Origin of the sequence: Yoonia sp. (assembly GCF_014859355.1) — a bacterium.
Lineage (GTDB): Bacteria > Pseudomonadota > Alphaproteobacteria > Rhodobacterales > Rhodobacteraceae > Yoonia.
Genome location: NZ_JACUUJ010000020.1, coordinates 40,004 through 55,427 on the forward strand (window position 1 = coordinate 40,004; position 15,424 = coordinate 55,427).

18 protein-coding genes and 2 pseudogenes are annotated in these 15,424 nt (G+C 61.9%); 8 read left to right on the forward strand and 12 right to left on the reverse strand.

The genetic code is table 11. The features are described 5' to 3' along the window. The first annotated feature begins 10 nt into the window (after positions 1–10). From cpaB to IBX59_RS08970, 8 genes are read left to right on the forward strand one after another with little or no spacing between them, the layout of a single operon-like run. Positions 11–835, forward strand: coding sequence for a Flp pilus assembly protein CpaB (gene cpaB / locus IBX59_RS08935; protein WP_296374629.1), 825 nt, complete (start codon positions 11–13; stop codon positions 833–835). A 26-nt stretch (positions 836–861) separates the two neighbouring features. Then, positions 862–2,340, forward strand: coding sequence for a Tad domain-containing protein (locus tag IBX59_RS08940; RefSeq protein ID WP_296374631.1), 1,479 nt, complete (start codon positions 862–864; stop codon positions 2,338–2,340). A 5-nt stretch (positions 2,341–2,345) separates the two neighbouring features. Then, complete coding sequence (locus IBX59_RS08945) at positions 2,346–2,846, forward strand: TadE/TadG family type IV pilus assembly protein (protein WP_296374633.1); 501 nt, start codon at positions 2,346–2,348, stop codon at positions 2,844–2,846. Further along, on the forward strand, positions 2,843–3,487 hold the full coding sequence (locus IBX59_RS08950; RefSeq protein WP_296374635.1) for a TadE/TadG family type IV pilus assembly protein: 645 nt from the start codon (positions 2,843–2,845) through the stop codon (positions 3,485–3,487). Before IBX59_RS08945 ends, IBX59_RS08950 begins: the two co-directional genes overlap by 4 nt. A 48-nt stretch (positions 3,488–3,535) precedes the next feature. Then, positions 3,536–4,609: an AAA family ATPase gene (locus IBX59_RS08955; RefSeq protein WP_296374638.1), complete on the forward strand. Its 1,074-nt coding sequence runs from the start codon at positions 3,536–3,538 to the stop codon at positions 4,607–4,609. A gap of 6 nt (positions 4,610–4,615) precedes the next feature. Then, positions 4,616–6,028: a CpaF family protein gene (locus IBX59_RS08960; protein ID WP_296374641.1), complete on the forward strand. Its 1,413-nt coding sequence runs from the start codon at positions 4,616–4,618 to the stop codon at positions 6,026–6,028. 1 nt (position 6,029) lies between these two features. Next, positions 6,030–6,980 (forward strand): type II secretion system F family protein, encoded by a 951-nt coding sequence (locus IBX59_RS08965; RefSeq protein WP_296374642.1) that lies wholly within the window; start codon positions 6,030–6,032, stop codon positions 6,978–6,980. 18 nt (positions 6,981–6,998) lie between these two features. Then, on the forward strand, positions 6,999–7,976 hold the full coding sequence (locus tag IBX59_RS08970) for a type II secretion system F family protein (protein ID WP_296374644.1): 978 nt from the start codon (positions 6,999–7,001) through the stop codon (positions 7,974–7,976). Positions 7,977–8,014: 38 nt separating this feature from the next. Here IBX59_RS08970 and IBX59_RS08975 read toward each other — a convergent pair whose 3' ends face one another. From IBX59_RS08975 to IBX59_RS09030, 12 genes and pseudogenes are all read right to left on the reverse strand, one after another. Further along, entirely contained in the window at positions 8,015–8,284 is a 270-nt protein-coding gene (locus IBX59_RS08975) for a hypothetical protein (protein WP_296374647.1), read from the reverse strand. Positions 8,285–8,303: 19 nt separating this feature from the next. Then, positions 8,304–8,771 carry a DUF411 domain-containing protein gene (locus tag IBX59_RS08980; RefSeq protein WP_296374649.1) on the reverse strand — a complete coding sequence of 156 codons (468 nt, stop codon included), beginning with the start codon at positions 8,769–8,771 and terminating at the stop codon, positions 8,304–8,306. A 50-nt stretch (positions 8,772–8,821) separates the two neighbouring features. Beyond that, entirely contained in the window at positions 8,822–11,155 is a 2,334-nt protein-coding gene (locus tag IBX59_RS08985; protein WP_296374651.1) for a heavy metal translocating P-type ATPase, read from the reverse strand. A 67-nt stretch (positions 11,156–11,222) separates the two neighbouring features. Next, positions 11,223–11,906 carry a VTT domain-containing protein gene (locus IBX59_RS08990; protein ID WP_296374653.1) on the reverse strand — a complete coding sequence of 228 codons (684 nt, stop codon included), beginning with the start codon at positions 11,904–11,906 and terminating at the stop codon, positions 11,223–11,225. Between the two features lies 1 nt (position 11,907). Further along, on the reverse strand, positions 11,908–12,294 hold the full coding sequence (locus IBX59_RS08995) for a DUF302 domain-containing protein (RefSeq protein WP_296374655.1): 387 nt from the start codon (positions 12,292–12,294) through the stop codon (positions 11,908–11,910). Between the two features lie 16 nt (positions 12,295–12,310). Next, entirely contained in the window at positions 12,311–12,439 is a 129-nt protein-coding gene (locus tag IBX59_RS09000) for a hypothetical protein (protein ID WP_296374658.1), read from the reverse strand. 221 nt (positions 12,440–12,660) lie between these two features. Next, on the reverse strand, positions 12,661–12,888 hold the full coding sequence (locus tag IBX59_RS09005) for a hypothetical protein (RefSeq protein ID WP_296374660.1): 228 nt from the start codon (positions 12,886–12,888) through the stop codon (positions 12,661–12,663). A 264-nt stretch (positions 12,889–13,152) separates the two neighbouring features. Then, positions 13,153–13,338 carry a hypothetical protein gene (locus tag IBX59_RS09010; RefSeq protein ID WP_296374666.1) on the reverse strand — a complete coding sequence of 62 codons (186 nt, stop codon included), beginning with the start codon at positions 13,336–13,338 and terminating at the stop codon, positions 13,153–13,155. Positions 13,339–13,399: 61 nt separating this feature from the next. After that, positions 13,400–13,594: a hypothetical protein gene (locus IBX59_RS09015; protein ID WP_296374662.1), complete on the reverse strand. Its 195-nt coding sequence runs from the start codon at positions 13,592–13,594 to the stop codon at positions 13,400–13,402. Between the two features lie 17 nt (positions 13,595–13,611). Continuing rightward, complete coding sequence (locus IBX59_RS09020; RefSeq protein WP_296374664.1) at positions 13,612–13,776, reverse strand: hypothetical protein; 165 nt, start codon at positions 13,774–13,776, stop codon at positions 13,612–13,614. Between the two features lie 491 nt (positions 13,777–14,267). Beyond that, positions 14,268–15,173: pseudogene (locus tag IBX59_RS09025) on the reverse strand (IS110 family transposase); the annotation flags it as partial. Positions 15,174–15,212: 39 nt separating this feature from the next. Continuing rightward, positions 15,213–15,424, reverse strand: a pseudogene (locus IBX59_RS09030) (IS256 family transposase); the annotation flags it as partial.

Genomic DNA, 15,424 nt, shown 5'->3' on the forward strand with positions numbered 1-15,424 from the left:
GAGCATCATCATGCGCATTTCCTCAATTATCATGGCAATTGTCGGGCTTGGTGTGGCTGGCGGTTCGGCCCAGTTGGCGCGCGAAATGCTGACCGCACCGCAGGCCGCTGCCACCGCCACCCCCGAACTTGTTTATGTTGTGACCGCCGCATCCGAAATCCGGCGTGGCGAAGAAATTCTTGCCCATATGCTGACAACACAGGCCTGGCCCGGAGATGCGGTGCCCGCGGGTGTTTTCCTTGACCGCGCAGCACTTTTGCCCACGGCCAACGGCCAGCCGCGCCGCGCCACCCGGCCCATGGTTGCCGGCGAACTGGTGCTGAATGGCAAAGTGTCCGACTTTGGCGAAAAGGTCACGATCGCACAATCGCTGTCACCCGGCACCCGCGCCATGGCGATCAAGGTTGATGCTGTCACGGCTGTTGGCGGCTTTGTTACTCCTGGCGATTCCGTTGACCTGCTGCTGACCCGTGGCCGCGGCGAAGAACTGATGGCCGATACCATTTTGCGCAACATCCGTGTGATCGGCGTTGACCAGAAATCAGACGAATTGAACGACCGCCCCGATGTCGCCGCGACCGTTACGGTTGAAGTGACCGCTGAACAGGGGCAGGTTATCGCGCTGGCCCAGCGGGCCGGCACGCTAAGCCTTGCCCTGCGCAATGGCGATGGTGATGACAGCATGCCGCTGGAACGGCTGCGGCTAAGCGATCTGGTGCCCGAACCCGTCGTCGCCCCCGCACCAGAACCCGAGGCCGCCCCCGTCGCACCCCCTGCCCGCACCATGATCGTGCGCCGTGGCGTCGAGACCGAGGAAGTCACCCTGCGCAACTGAAACCCCTGCCCGACCGGAGAGTGATCATGCCCTGCCCCTTATCCCCCACACCCCCCGCCCACCTGCCGCTCTGCCAGTTCTGGTATGATGAAAACGGGTCGGTTCTGGTTCAGTGGGGTCTGTTTCTGGCGGTGGCCTTTGGGTTCATGGCGCTGTCGTTCGATCTGGGGCGCGTGGCCAGCACGCAATCTGAAATGCAATCCTTTGCCGATCAGGTCGCACTGGCCGCCGCAGGCGAACTTGACGGTCGCCCCGATGCCATCACCCGCGCCACGGCTGCCGCAAATGGGCTGATTTCTGACGCACAGACCTATGCCACCGGCGCGCAAACCCTTGGCCGCAATGATTTTTCACTGACGTTCCTGCGGTCACTGCCCGCCAGTGATACCACCGCCGCCACCGACACCACAACCGACGGGGCGCGGGCGCGGTATGTTCGTGTCGATGTGAAGGAACGCACGGTGATGACCCCTTTTGCTGCGGTCAACGCCGCCCTGACCGGCAGAGAGAACCTGTCATCAGACATTGATGCATCGGCCACCGCGGGGTTCACATCTTATGCCTGCGACATCACACCATTGATGTTTTGCGTCCCCGACAGTTCGTGGAAAGCGGGCGACAATATCGGCAGCCAGATCAAATTACGCGCAGGCGGGCAAAACGCCGCCTGGGGGCCTGGCAATTTCGGTTTTCTTGATCCCTCGACGCTCGATGTCGATTCCGCAGGCCCTTGCGCGGGGTTGAACGGTGCGCAGCTGTATCGCTGCCTTGTCGGGGCCGAAAACGGCATCACCCGCTGCGTGCGCACCGATACGGGGCTGGATACGCTGCCCGGACAACGCCAAGGTCTGGCCGAGGCGTTCAACACCCGTTTTGACATTTTCCAGGGGTCGATGCAGCAGCGCCGCAATGACCCCGCCTATCGCCCTGCCGCCAACACCGTTCAAGGCACCCTGCCCAGCGGGACCGGCGCGATCTGCCGTGGCAACAATGTGGATCCGTCCGACGCAATGCCGCTGCCGCGTGACGCCTGCATCGACGGCACCTGTGGCCGGTTCGGCGATGGCGACTGGGACCGCGCCGCCTATGTCAGCCAAAATCACGGCGGCTTTTACCCGCCCGGCACCGGCCCGACCAGTTCACGCTATGAAATGTATCTGGCCGAACTTGCGGCCGCCACATCCCGCCCGTCCCCCGATAACGTGCCCCTGCCCGGCTTTGCCGAAACCGGCGCACCGCAATGTCACGCGCTTGGCCCATCCACTGACCCAAAGCGGCGCAACGTCAACGCGGCTGCCGTGGATTGCAGCACAAACAACATTCAGGGCAGCACGTCCAACGTGGTGGCGCTGGAATTTGTCGAACTGTTCATGACCGAACCGGTGCAATCGCCCGGCGGCACCGAAGATGCGGAAATCATGGTCGAAATCGTGGGTAGCGCCGGCGGTATCGGTTCAGGGGCGCTGTCGGGCACCTACCGCGATTTCATTCAGCTGTATCGGTGATGATCATGCGCGCGATCCTGCATAAAATCCGCACCTTCAGCCGCGCCGAACAGGGGGCCGCACTGGTGGAATTCGCCATCAGCTTGCCACTGATCCTTGTCGTCGCCTACGGTCTGGTCGATTCAATGCGGCTGTTCTGGTCCTATCAGGCGACCATCGCCGGGGTGCGCGATGCCACCCGCTATGTGGCGCGCGTGGCGCCGGGCGATATCTGCGCAACGGGTTTCGACATCAGCACATTCGAACCGCGGCTTTTGACGATCGTGAACAGCACCATCGACGGGGACGGCATCGCGCCGCTGGGTGTCAGCATCACCGGCCTGACCGCCACGCTGGATTGCGTGACCACGCTGAACCTGCGCCAACCCACAGTGCCGGTCGCCACCATTACCGCAGACCTGCGCATGGACATGCCCTTTACCAGCGTTCTGTCGCTGATTGGCGGCACCGGCTGGGGCACGATCACAACCGCGGTGCAGGAACAGGCAAGGGTGTATGGGTTATGATCAAAAACCGCCATATCCGTGCCGCAGGCCGCAAACTGCGCCGCTTTGCATCCGATCAATCGGGTGCGGCGCTGGTGGAATATGCACTGGTCATCCTGCTGTTCCTGTTCTTGCTGTTTGCGATCATCGACTTTGGCCGCCTTGCCAATGCCTGGGTCGCCGCCAACAAGGCCACGCAGATTGCCGCCCGCATCGCGGTGGTCCGGCCCCCGGTCTGCCCCGGCGTGCCAGATCTGAACGTCAGAGGCCCTGCGCCCGGCATCACAGCATTCGGGGCCCTGTGCCGCTTGGGCACAGGCATTTGTGCCGACCCCGGCACCTTTACCTGCCAAGGCAACGACACAAACGCGACCTCTGTCGAAATCATGCAGGCGATCCGGCCCCTGATGCCGCCCGGCACCACGGCTGAAAACCTGCGCTTCAGCTATTCGTTCGATCCCGATTTGGGGTTTCTGGGCGGTCCCTACGTCCCCATGGTCACGGTCGCATTCACCGATGTCGATTTTGTCTTTGTCTCGCAACTTGGGCGGATGATCGGGGTGATGACCGGAAACACATCGGGGCTGGGCGGCGATCTGCCCATGCCGGGGATGAGCGTGTCACTTCCTGCCGAGGATCTGGCGCACGGGTCCGGGGGATAACAGCTGATGACCAATATTTTGAACCAGCCGATTAAAGGAACGTGTAACATGACTGCACCCAATCTTTACAGTTCTACAGACACCGGCCCGCGTGGTCTCTCTGCCGGCGTAGGCCCTGCCCCTTCGCCGCTTTTGCTGCCGAAATCCGCGCGCAAGCGCGATGAACACATCCACCGGCGGCCCGATCAGCCCCGCCCCCTGCCCGGCGTCAGCACCCCGCCCAAGGGTAAAGATACCCCGGCAAGCGCGGTCGCCGATCAAGACCAGCCCGCACAGCCGCAGACCGGCAACGCGATTGCCACAACGGCGCAGAACCGTCTTTTGCCGGTGCAATGGGCACCCCCGCCCGGCAGCTTGATCCTTGTAGGGCGCGCACGTGGCGGCATTGGCGCGACATCCTTTGCCGTGAACCTGGCCATCGAACTTTGTAGCAAGCGCGCGACAGGCCGGTCACGCGACCGCAAGAAGGTGGCGCTGGTTGATTTTGACGTGCAATTCGGCACCGTCGCCAACAGCCTTGACCTGACCGATCGCGGCGGGCTGGTTGACCTGTTGCGCCTGCCCCGCCACCCGGATGCCCAAGCCGTGCGCAACGCCTTGCTGACGCATAACAGCGGGCTGCGGGTTTTGGCTGCACCGGCCAACCCGATTCCCCTTGACGCGCTGGATGCCCCGCGCGTGGCCGCGATCCTTGATGCGCTGATGGCCGATAATGATACCGTCATCATCGACATGCCCCCCGCGCTGATGCGCTGGATCGAACCGCTGCTGGCCCGGGCCGAACGGATGTTGGTGGTCACAAATCTGGCTGTCACCTCGGTGACCAGCGCGCGCCGGATGCTGAATATCCTGCGCGAAGATGCGCCAAACCTGACCATCGAAACCGTGGTATCGCGTGAAAGCAAACCGATCCTGCAAGGCAAGCTGCACCGTCAGGCCGCCGAAACCATCGGCGCCCCCCTGTCCTATTGGTTGCCCGAAGACGCCCGCAACGCCCGTCTGGCGCTGGACCGGGGCGAACCGATGGTCACTTTCGCGCCGCGTTCATCATGGTCACGCGCCGTGCGCCGCGCCGCCCAGACGATTCACAAATCCGCAGCACGCCAACAACTTCAAAGGTAAGACGACATGTTTAATGACTTCATTCTCAGAAAAGCCGATGCAACCCCCGCATCACATGGGGATACGGCTGTTGCGGATCGCGTGGAAAAACCTGCGCCGATTGATAATAAGGTCGTGCCTTTGCAGACATTGCCAAAAGCAGACAGCAACCTGCGCGCGCGTCTTGACCTGAAATCGCGCCTGCACGAAGAACTGCTGGGCCGGCTTAACCTTGCCGCGCTCGACCGGATCGAACGATCGGACCTGCACCGCGAAATCAGCGCGCTGGTGATCGAGTTTCTGGCGAACGAACACCTTCCGATGCGGTCCGACGACACCGAACAACTGACCACGGAACTGCTGGACGAAGTGTTGGGCCTTGGCCCGCTGGAACCGATTCTTGCCGATCCTGATGTTGCCGATGTCCTGGTGAACTCTTTCGACAATGTTTATGTTGAACGTCACGGCAAACTGGAACGTGTGCCGGTGCAGTTTCGTGACGAACGCCACCTGATGCGGATCATCGACAAGATCGTCAGCCGCGTGGGCCGCCGTGTCGATGAAAGCCAGCCCTGGGTCGATGCCCGCCTGGAAGACGGCAGCCGCGTCAACGCGATCATCCGCCCCTGCGCCATTGACGGGCCGACCCTGTCGATCCGCAAATTTTCACGCGACGCGCTGACGCTGGAACGCCTGTTGGAAATGGGCACGCTGACGCCGGGGTCGGTGCAACTGTTGCGCGGGCTGGTCGAAGCGCGGCTGAACATCCTGATTTCCGGCGGCACCGGATCGGGCAAAACGACAATGCTCAATGCGCTGTCGGCCTTTATCGACCCGACGCAGCGGATCGTCACAATCGAGGACGCCGCCGAACTCCAGCTTAAGCAGGATCATGTGGTGCGCCTTGAAACCCGCCCGTCCACCGCCGAAGGCACAACCGCCGTGACCCAGCGCGACCTGCTGCGCAATGCCCTGCGGATGCGCCCCGACCGGATCATCGTGGGCGAGGTGCGCGGCACCGAAGCCTTTGACATGTTGCAGGCGATGAACACCGGGCATGACGGATCCATGACCACGATCCACGCCAATAACGCGCGCGATGCGCTGGCCCGGCTGGAACAGATGGTGTCGATGATGGGGGGCGAAATGCCATTGTCATCGGTGCGCCGCCAGATCGCATCGGGGCTAGAGGTGGTGCTGCAACTGGCCCGCATGGCCGATGGCCGCCGCCGCATCATGTCGATCACCGAAGTAACCGGCATGGAAGGCGATGTCATCACCATGCAGGACATCTTTGTTTTCCGTCAGCGGGGCCGGTCCGAAACAGGCGAGGTTCTGGGCGAATTTATCGCCACCGGTATCCGCCCGCGGTGCGCCGAACGCCTGGCCGCCGCCGGTGTCGACATTGCGTCTGACGCGTATCAAAACGGAGGTCAGTAAAATGCCCAGCGTCTTTTCCCGGGTCGATCCCGACTGGATATTGTTTATCGGCGTGTTTCTTGGCGCGCTGCTGCTGATCGAAGGCCTGCGCCAACTTTTGTCGCGGCGCGAAACAGACACCGAAGCGCGGTCGCGCCGGATGCGCATGGTCGCCGCTGGCACCAACGTGGAAGACCGGCTTGCCATTCTGGCGCCGCGACAGGTGGGCGGGGCTGGCGGGCTGGCGATGCTGATGACAGCGGCAGGGCTGAAACGGTCGCCCACGCTTTACATCGCACTGGCCCTTGTCAGCGCAACCGCGCTGACGGTGGTGCTGCAACAGGTCATCGGGCTGATCCCGGCGGCGGTGTTTTCGCTGGCGTTGTGCGGGGTGTTGCCGGTGTTTGTCATGGTGGCCTTGCGGGATACGCGGCGCAAGAAACTGTCGGCGCAATTGCCCGACGCGCTGGACCTGATGGCGCGGGGGCTGAAGGCGGGGCATCCGCTGAATACCTCGATCGCCACGGTAGCAGAAACCATGCCAGACCCGATCGGGACAGAATTTGGCATCCTTGTTGACCAGATCAGCTATGGCGATGAAATGGTCGTCGCGGTACGCAAACTGGCAGACCGCATCCCAACCGAAGATTTCCGCTATCTGGCCGCCAGCATCGCTATCCAGCATGGCACGGGCGGCAATCTGGGCCGCATCCTGACCGTGCTGTCGCAGGTGATGCGCGGCCGCGCCATGACCCGCCGCAAGATCAAGGCCATGTCGGCCGAGGGGCGCATTTCCGCCGTCATCCTGTCCAGCATCCCCTTTATCATGGTGGCGCTGAATTCCATCCTGACGCCCGAATATTACGGCGGCGTGGTCGATGACCCGCTTTTCATGCCGCTTGTTTTTACCGCGCTGACGCTGATCACGCTGAACGCGCTGGTAATGGTCAAGCTTGTAAATTTCAAAATCTAATATTGTCAGGAGCTTGCGATGTTTGACATCTTCACACGCCTTTCCGAAACCATGGGGATCGAACCACAGATGTTGATCGTGGGGGGTGTCTTTCTGGGGGCTTTTCTGGTTTTCCTCAGCCTTGTAGTCACGTTTCAGGAACGGACCACAGCGGGCACGCTAAAACGCATGAGCGCGGCAGAAAACTCCGCAGCCAACCTGTTTGTCGCGCCACAGACAGACCCTTCGGCCATTGCCAAGGCGTTCCTGCCCACCGAAAAACGTGAACGCGCCAAGGTGCGCCGCGATCTGGCCCATGCCGGTCTGACCGGTCCGAATGCGGTGATGACCTATTACACGATCCGCATCGGCATCGGCCTGTTGCTGCCTGCCGGACTGGCCGCGCTGGTGTTGCTGCGTGACCAGTTGCCGCTGCCTGCCGGCATTGACGCCCGGCTTGCCCAGATCGGGGCGCAGCAAATGTCGATGGGGCTGGGGATCATGGTTCTGATCGGGTTTTACGGCCCCGCACTCTGGCTGGCCAACCGCGCCACCGACCGGCGCGAACGGATCGAGCTCAGCTTTCCCAATGCGCTTGATCTGTTGCAGGTGTCGGTGGAATCCGGGTTGGGTTTTGATGCGGCCCTGTCGCGCGTGGCAGAGGAACTTCACGTCGCCGCCCCCGACCTGAGCCGCGAGTTTGATATCGCACAGCGTGAAATCCTTGCCGGGCGCAGCCGCGACGCCACCTATCAGGACATGGCCGAGCGTCTTGGCATCGAAGAAGCCTATGCCTTTGTGAACGTGATCCTGCAATCCATGCGGTTCGGCACCAGCATGGGGCAGGCGCTGCTGACCTATTCCGCCGACATGCGCCAGCGCCGGGAACTTCGGGCGCAAGAAAAGGCCAACAAGCTGCCGGTTTACATGTCTGCGGTGATGGCCAGCCTGATGATGCCCGCGCTGTTGATCGTGACCATCGGGCCGGTGGTTCTGCGCTATATGTCCACGTTCTAGGCGGCACTTTGTCCGGCTTTCGGCCTTGATTCAGGCCGTCAGCCGCGCGCCGCCGCGCCGGAAATTGCATGCCACAGCGACCCTGCCGCAGACCGTGCGCCCAAAATCGCCAGCCGGTCATGGGCGCTGCGCAGCACAAAAACGCCCATATGGTCCAGCACTGTGCGCGTGGCCTGTCCGGGTCCAAGCCTTGCCAGATGAATAACCCGCTTTGTCGCAGACCTTGCAAAAGACCCGCAAAGCGGGATTTCGGGGTAAGACGATGGCAGGCAGACCGATACGACGTGCCCCTCATCCCCCACAAACAAGACGCACCCGGCGGGGTTCTCAAGCGGCTTCGTATCTTGAGAATACCTCTGCCGCACCATCGCGACGGATCAGGAACACGTTAAATGCCTCGCGTTCGCTTTCCGGTCCCATGCCGGGCGAACCAAAGGGCATACCAGGCACGGCGAGGCCGACCGCATCCGGGCGTTCCACCAGCAGGCGGCGAATGTCGGCAACAGGAACGTGCCCCTCGATCATGTAGCCATCCACGCGACCCGTATGGCAAGAGACCATTTCCTGCGGGACGCCGTTGTCCAGCTTGTAGCGCATCAGAAGCGTTCCGGCGCTCGCCTCGGTCGTGATTGCGAAGCCGTCATTCGCGAGGATATCGATCCAGGCCGAACAGCAGCCGCAGTTGGGGTCCTTCATCACATGGATCGCCGGTTCGGCGCTTTGCGCCAGAGTCCGCAAGGGCGATGCGGCCAGCAGCGCAGTTCCGCCGACCAGAAGCGTGCGGCGTGAGAACAATCCTGGTTCATCCGATCTTCCTTTCAAGATTGCATAGGTGGACGGACAGGTCAGAGATCGACCCGCCGGAGCCGGAGGGCGTTGCTGATCACCGAGACTGAAGACAGGCTCATCGCCGCCGCCGCGATCATCGGCGACAGCAGCAGGCCGGTGACAGGGTAAAGCAGCCCTGCCGCGATGGGGACGCCAAGCGCGTTGTAGGCGAAGGCGAAGAACAGGTTCTGCTTGATGTTGCGCAGGGTGGCGCGGGCCAGCTTGCGCGCACGGACGATGCCCATCAGGTCGCCACCCAGCAGGGTGATGCCCGCGCTTTCCATCGCCACATCCGCGCCGGTGCCCATCGCGATGCCGACATCGGCGGCGGCCAGCGCGGGCGCGTCGTTCACCCCGTCCCCCGCCATGGCGATCTTGTGGCCGTCGCGGCGCAGCTGGTCGATCAGGTCTTTCTTTGCTTCGGGCAGGACACCCGCGCGCACTTCGTCGATGCCGAGCTTGCCCGCCACCGCCTGCGCCGTGCGTTCGTTGTCGCCGGTTGCCATGATGACGCGCAGCCCTTGCGCGTGCAGTTCCCGGATCGCCTGTGCGGTGCTGTCCTTGATCGGGTCCGCCACGGCCACGATGCCCGCCAGCGCGCCATCGACGGCTATGAACATTGCCGTCTTGCCCTCGGTGCGCAGGGTGTCGGCCTTTGCCTCGGCCTGCGCGGTGTCCAGCCCCATTTCCCGCATCATCGCCGCGTTGCCAAGCGCCACGGCACGGCCATCAACGTTGCCGCGCACGCCCTTGCCGGTGACGGCGTCAAAGTCTGTGGCTTCTTTTCGGGGTGCCCCCTGTGCTTGTGCCCCTTCGACGATGGCCTCAGCCAGCGGGTGTTCGGACCCGCGTTCCAGCGCCGCAGCCAGCGACAGCAGGTCTGTTTCGTTTATCTTTCCCAGCGCCACGGTGTCCGTCAGCTTCGGTTTGCCCATGGTCAGGGTGCCGGTTTTGTCCACGATTAGGGTATCAACGCCTGCCATGCGTTCCAGCGCTTCGGCGTCCTTGATCAGTACGCCCGCCTGCGCGCCGCGCCCTGCCGCCGTCGTGATCGAGATCGGCGTGGCAAGACCAAGTGCGCAGGGGCAGGCGATGATCAGCACCGACACGGCGGATGCTATGGCGAAGACCAGCGCGGGTTCGGGGCCAACGGCCAGCCAGACGACGAAGGCGATGATCGCGATGGCAACCACCGTCGGCACGAACACCGCCGACACGCGGTCCGCCAGCCCCTGTATTGGCGCGCGGGACCGGCGCGCATTTGATACCATGGTCACGATCTGCGCCAGCACGGTTTCTGACCCGACCTTGCCCGCCTCAATCACCAAGGAACCGTTCTTGTTGATCGTGGCGCCTGTCACCGCGTCGCCCGGACCTTTCTCCACCGGCATCGACTCGCCCGTCAGCATGCTTTCGTCCAGCGACGAGCGGCCTTCGATCACCGTCCCATCGACCGGGACCGCGTCGCCGGGGCGCACACGCATCCGGTCGCCTTCCATGATGTTCTCCAGCGGGGCATCATATTCGGTGCCGTTCGGCAGGATGCGCCGCGCGGTCTTGGGCGCCAGGTCCAGCAGCGCACGGATCGCATCCCCGGTGCGTTCGCGCGCGCGCAGTTCCAGCACCTGACCCACGAAGACCAGGGTCACGATCACCACAGCCGCCTCAAAGTAGGTGCCGACGCCGTGGCCCATCCGGTATTGTTCCGGAAACACACCCGGCAGGAACGTGGCAAACAGCGAATAAAGGTAGGCCGCCGCCACGCCGAGGCTGATCAGCGTCCACATGTTGGGGCTGCGGTTCACCACCGAGTCCCAGCCGCGCCGGAAGAACGGCAAGGCCGCCCAGAGAATGATCGGCGTGGCCAGCACGAATTCGAGATAGCTCGCTGTCTGATGCCCGATCCAGTCGCGCACCGGCAGCGCCACCAGTTCGCCCATTGTCAAGATGACAAGTGGCACGGCGGCAGCGGCGGAAATCCACATCCGGCGGGTGAAGTCGGTCAGCTCCTCGCTGGGTTCATCCGAGGGGACCATCGGCTCCAGCGCCATGCCGCAGATCGGGCAGGATCCCGGTGCATCGCGGATGATCTCGGGATGCATCGGGCAGGTGTACTGGACGTTGGCAGGGGCGGCCTTCTTCTGCCCGGCCGCCCGCCCCGAGGCGTAGAACCACGGATCCGCGTTGAACTTCGTCTGGCACTTATCCGAGCAGAAATGAAAGGTTTCGCTCTGGAACTCGGCGTGACGCCCATCGGGCTTGACCGCGACCGTCATCCCGCAAACCGGGTCCTTCGCCGTATCAGCCCCCGCGGGAATATCGGGTGCCGGGTGATGATGCTCGTGCTCCATGGTCTGCCTTCCTTTCGGTCTCTCGTTCCAGCTTGCCGCTTCCAGCGGTTGGAAGGTCAAGCGATTTTCAGTGATCTTCAGAAGCGCCCTCTCCCGGCCTTCTTTGTAGCGCGACCCAAAGCAGCGGCAGGCCCGTCACAAGCCCGAGCCCGAGCACCGCCCATGTTGCACGCCCGAGGTCTCCGCTAACCGCCTCGCCGCCGAAATGGGCCAGTAGAAAGCTGGCCGGGATGATGCCCGCCAGTGTCGCAACGGCGAACCGCCAGGCGTGCAGGCGGCTGAGGCCAGCCGCATAGCTGATCATGTCGAAGGATACGAAGGGCATCAGGCGGCTGGCAAAAACCGTTGCGGTCAACGCGGGCTGCGACCCAAGAAGCCCGGCATCGACGCGGTCACCTAACACACGCCGCAAGACGTCATGCCCCAAAACCCTTGCAAGACCAAAGGCAATCAGTGCCCCAAGTTCCGCGCCGATAACAACCTGCACCGTGCCCCAGACATGCCCGTAGGCCGCTCCGGCCGCCAGCGCGATGGGCGCGCTCGGGATCGGGCTGGCGACGACCGCAAGGGTCATGAACGTGACGATCAGGACCGGCCCCCAGAGACCGGCGCGCGCCACCAGCATTTCCAGACGCTCGACGTCCAGAAGGCTGCGCGCCTCGGCGAAGACCGCAGGCGCGACCAGCCAGATAGCGATCAGCCCGATCACGAAGGTCGCAATGCCCGCGAGGATAGCGGCGCGCAAGCGCATCTCAGATCGCTGCGACAGCCTTGGCAAGAAGGTCGCGCACCTCGCCCGCCACGGCCGTGAGCGCGGCGTTCTCGATCGCCTGCATCGACGCCACCGGGTCGATGGCGCTGACCTCTACCCCGCTGTCCACCTCGCGCAGGATGACGTTGCAGGGCAGCATCGCACCCACACGCGGCTCCATCCCGATGGCCTGATAGGCCATCTTGGGGTTGCAGGCGCCGAGGATGCGATAGGCCGGCATCTCGACATCAAGCTTTTTCTTCATCGTTGCCTTGACGTCGATCTCTGTCAGGACGCCAAAGCCATGATCCGCCAACGCCTTGCGCGTGCGTGCATCGACATCGTTGATTCCCGCGTCCGGGATCATGCGATTGATTGTGTAGGTCATAGTGAAGTCCTTTTTTCTATTTCCGAAGATATTTGATCAGGGCCGCTATGGCCAAAACCAGCAGCACAAGGATCAGCAGGCCGAACAGCCAGCCAAACCCCATTCCGAAACCCATTCCGGGGCCCATGTCATTCCAGTTCACCATCTCATGCTCCTAGCTGTGATCTAAAGGTTGCGCCTGTTAACCGATCTTGGCAATGATCTGGGTCAGTTTTGCGCGGGCGCGATGTTGGGGCCGGTCCGGCAGGGCATCCAGCGCAATGAGGCGCGCCGCCTGCGCAAGATCCGTGTCGAACGCGGGTGTCTCGGTCTCGGTTCTGTCGGAAATTTTTAGTACATTTAAGAGCAGGCTGACGCTGGCCAGACTTATGCTGCGAACCGGGCGAACTGCTTAAAAGCGTTCAGGTATTTGGCTTGCAGGATTTTGATGATCTCTCCCGTACCGATGAATTTAAGGATTACATTCACAGCTTCCAACCCCGAAAGATTTACGCCGCTTTTGTCGATAAAAATGCGGCCGGGAACACCGTTGTTGCCCTTTGCCCGTCGGAACAAGCGTCGCGCCACCGGATTGTCGCAGCGATTGGGTTGCATAAAATCAAAGGCTTCGCCGTTTCGAACGACCGCGCGCTAGTTATACATCCGCTTGCCCTTGATATACATCTCAGGAACACGCCACGACTAGGCTGTCGGTTGCTTTTTATCTTTGCCTCGCAACCGGTTGGACGAAAATAACGGTTCAACGTTGCATAGTCAACATCGATTCTGCACTCCTGCACAATCTCTTCAAGATTACGTTAAGAAACCGGATATTTCAGCTAATGCGGGCCCTTGAAGTCAACCATCGTCACCGTCCAATCATACGTGCGAAGTCACCTCCTGCAGCGTGGCAACATACTGGGCTGCCCGCATGTCCAAAATATTTGCGACAGACCCGCCAATGTATTTCTCCAACGACCCCATGTCCTCCGGCCGTCCGCCGATCTGTGTGCCGTAAAGGTCCACTCCGGAACGGCCGATCGTCATCACACCAAGTGTTTTCATAGGGGCGGTCCTCTGGTGCAGGGTGGTCAGGCCGCGCGAGGCGGGCCTGGCCGGTATGCGATCAGGTCAACACGCCAGCGAGGGCTACTGTCTTGTTATTGTGGGTCGAAAGCGTTGCGGCTTGGGCCATGTCAAGGGCGTTCACACCCTCGATCAGGGTGACCGGCAGGGCCGTGTCGCCGTTCACCGCGTCAACGATTGAGGTTCCGACGGCAGAAACCGTGACCGGCGCGTCGCCCATGAGGAAGTTGGCCATGTCAAAGTCATGGATCATCATGTCACGAAATTGCCGCCCGAAACCTTGATATAGGCGACCGGTGGAGCCGCCGGATCGTAGGAGGCGATGGAAAGCAGTTCGGCCTTGCCGGTCTCGCCCGCATCAAGCGCAGCCTTCAGTGCCCCGAAGTTCGGGTCAAAGCGGCGATTTAAACCGATCATGACCGGCTTTCCCGAACCGCTGACGGCGTCTATCGCTGTGACCGGCTTTGATAACATCCCGCTTGCAGCCTCGCCACAATACGACCTTACGACCTATCGCCAACCGATCCCGGAAATGGTGGGGGCCTTGGTGAAGATTCTCAATGGACCCAAGACCGCCCAACAAGACACATTCCTCCTGGGAAGTTTCATCGCACGGTCGTCAACTTAGAGTTTAGAAGGAACTGCAATCAGCTACAATAAAAAGTGCAGTATATGCTTGTTCTCTGATTGCAGCTATTTCAAGCGGGATAGCGATTTGTCCGTCCGGGGTCATGGTTCTCTCCGAGGTCGCATCTTTTGCGCCGCATGATGGTTTTCGATGGCGGATCGTCTTCAATGTCGTTTGCGGGGCAGGCAGGTGAACCTGCGTCCCAACCTACTTTACGAGATCGATCAACCTCCGTCCCGTCGGGACATCGCTCCCCGCTGTCTCCCAGCAGGTATTCAGATCAGACAGCGGCCTCCTTCGTCCACTGATAATCAGTTTCATTTTTCCCCAGGGTCAGCATCAACACTGCGATCTTGCGGGCGGTTGCGACGGCTGCCTTGCGGAATCCGCGCCGTCCGGCCAGACGAACGGCCCAGCTTTTCAGGGGCGAGAAGCATTTGACTTGGCGGATAACGCAGGATGCTGCCTCAAACAGTAACCCGCGCATCGCGCCGTCACCGCATTTCGAAACCCGTCCTGACCAATCCACTTCGCCAGACTGATGCCGCTTTGGTTTCAGTCCCAAGAACGCACCCACATCGGCAGTTCGGCTGAACCGGTTGGGGTCATCTATCAGAGCAATGAAGTTGAGGGCGTTGGCCGCACCGACACCGGGGATCGTCATCAAGCGACGCGCCACCGGGTGTGCCTTGGCTTTTTTCTTCACGGCTTTGTCGAGATCATCTGCCGACTGACAAAGCGTGGCATGAGCGGCGATGAAGCCGTCGGCAATGGCGCGCAGGACCAGATCTGTCTCCCCCGCTGCTGCGAGTTGGTCACGAAACGCCTGTCGCTGTCGTCCCTGACCTGTGCCAGTCATGCGGATGCCAAAGGTTTTCAGGACGCCCCGGATGTGGCCTTCCAGATCCTTACGCAGTCGGATCAACCGTTCCCGCGCCCCTACCAGGCTGCGCAGATAATCAGATTCTCCGCTGCGAATGTGAACTGGCGTGTACCACCCAATGCGCGCGAGCTGCGCCAGCCCCTCTGCGTCAGAGGCATCGGATTTGTTCAGCCGAGCAGACAGCGCCTTGTGTGCGTCAATGCAGACTGCCGGAAGACCCAGACCCACCATCCCACGTTGTAGCCAGATCGAAAGCTGACCACTCTCATGCACGATCCGGTTCGGCGATAGGGAGCAGTTGCCAAACCACCCGAGATATGGGCAAAAGTTGGTGACGCCTGATCAGGCGGCGGTTTGAATCTGGCGGAGCCCGTCGCGGAACTCAATCCCTTGGATGATCTCGGGCAGGCGGTTTTGACCATCGAGTTTGCGCCATTTCTTGTGCGCTGACATCATCAGCTTGAAGGCCATGGCCAGCCCGGTCTTGCGGCTGAGGCAGCCCTTGGTGCGTTTGGTTCGGTGGCGCACGGTGGCAAAGGTGCTTTCGATCGGGT

Bases quoted from the DNA above. Each gene is read 5' to 3' on its own strand.
- cpaB (WP_296374629.1), top strand. From the start codon at position 11: ATGCGCATTTCCTCAATTATCATGGCAATTGTCGGGCTTGGTGTGGCT.
- IBX59_RS08940 (WP_296374631.1), top strand. From the start codon at position 862: ATGCCCTGCCCCTTATCCCCCACACCCCCCGCCCACCTGCCGCTCTGC.
- IBX59_RS08945 (WP_296374633.1), top strand. From the start codon at position 2,346: ATGCGCGCGATCCTGCATAAAATCCGCACCTTCAGCCGCGCCGAACAG.
- IBX59_RS08950 (WP_296374635.1), top strand. From the start codon at position 2,843: ATGATCAAAAACCGCCATATCCGTGCCGCAGGCCGCAAACTGCGCCGC.
- IBX59_RS08955 (WP_296374638.1), top strand. From the start codon at position 3,536: ATGACTGCACCCAATCTTTACAGTTCTACAGACACCGGCCCGCGTGGT.
- IBX59_RS08960 (WP_296374641.1), top strand. From the start codon at position 4,616: ATGTTTAATGACTTCATTCTCAGAAAAGCCGATGCAACCCCCGCATCA.
- IBX59_RS08965 (WP_296374642.1), top strand. From the start codon at position 6,030: ATGCCCAGCGTCTTTTCCCGGGTCGATCCCGACTGGATATTGTTTATC.
- IBX59_RS08970 (WP_296374644.1), top strand. From the start codon at position 6,999: ATGTTTGACATCTTCACACGCCTTTCCGAAACCATGGGGATCGAACCA.
- IBX59_RS08985 (WP_296374651.1), bottom strand. From the start codon at position 11,155: ATGGAGCACGAGCATCATCACCCGGCACCCGATATTCCCGCGGGGGCT.
- IBX59_RS08990 (WP_296374653.1), bottom strand. From the start codon at position 11,906: ATGCGCTTGCGCGCCGCTATCCTCGCGGGCATTGCGACCTTCGTGATC.
- IBX59_RS08995 (WP_296374655.1), bottom strand. From the start codon at position 12,294: ATGACCTACACAATCAATCGCATGATCCCGGACGCGGGAATCAACGAT.
- IBX59_RS09000 (WP_296374658.1), bottom strand. From the start codon at position 12,439: ATGGTGAACTGGAATGACATGGGCCCCGGAATGGGTTTCGGAATGGGG.
- IBX59_RS09005 (WP_296374660.1), bottom strand. From the start codon at position 12,888: ATGCAACCCAATCGCTGCGACAATCCGGTGGCGCGACGCTTGTTCCGA.
- IBX59_RS09010 (WP_296374666.1), bottom strand. From the start codon at position 13,338: ATGAAAACACTTGGTGTGATGACGATCGGCCGTTCCGGAGTGGACCTT.
- IBX59_RS09015 (WP_296374662.1), bottom strand. From the start codon at position 13,594: ATGGCCAACTTCCTCATGGGCGACGCGCCGGTCACGGTTTCTGCCGTC.
- IBX59_RS09020 (WP_296374664.1), bottom strand. From the start codon at position 13,776: ATGATCGGTTTAAATCGCCGCTTTGACCCGAACTTCGGGGCACTGAAG.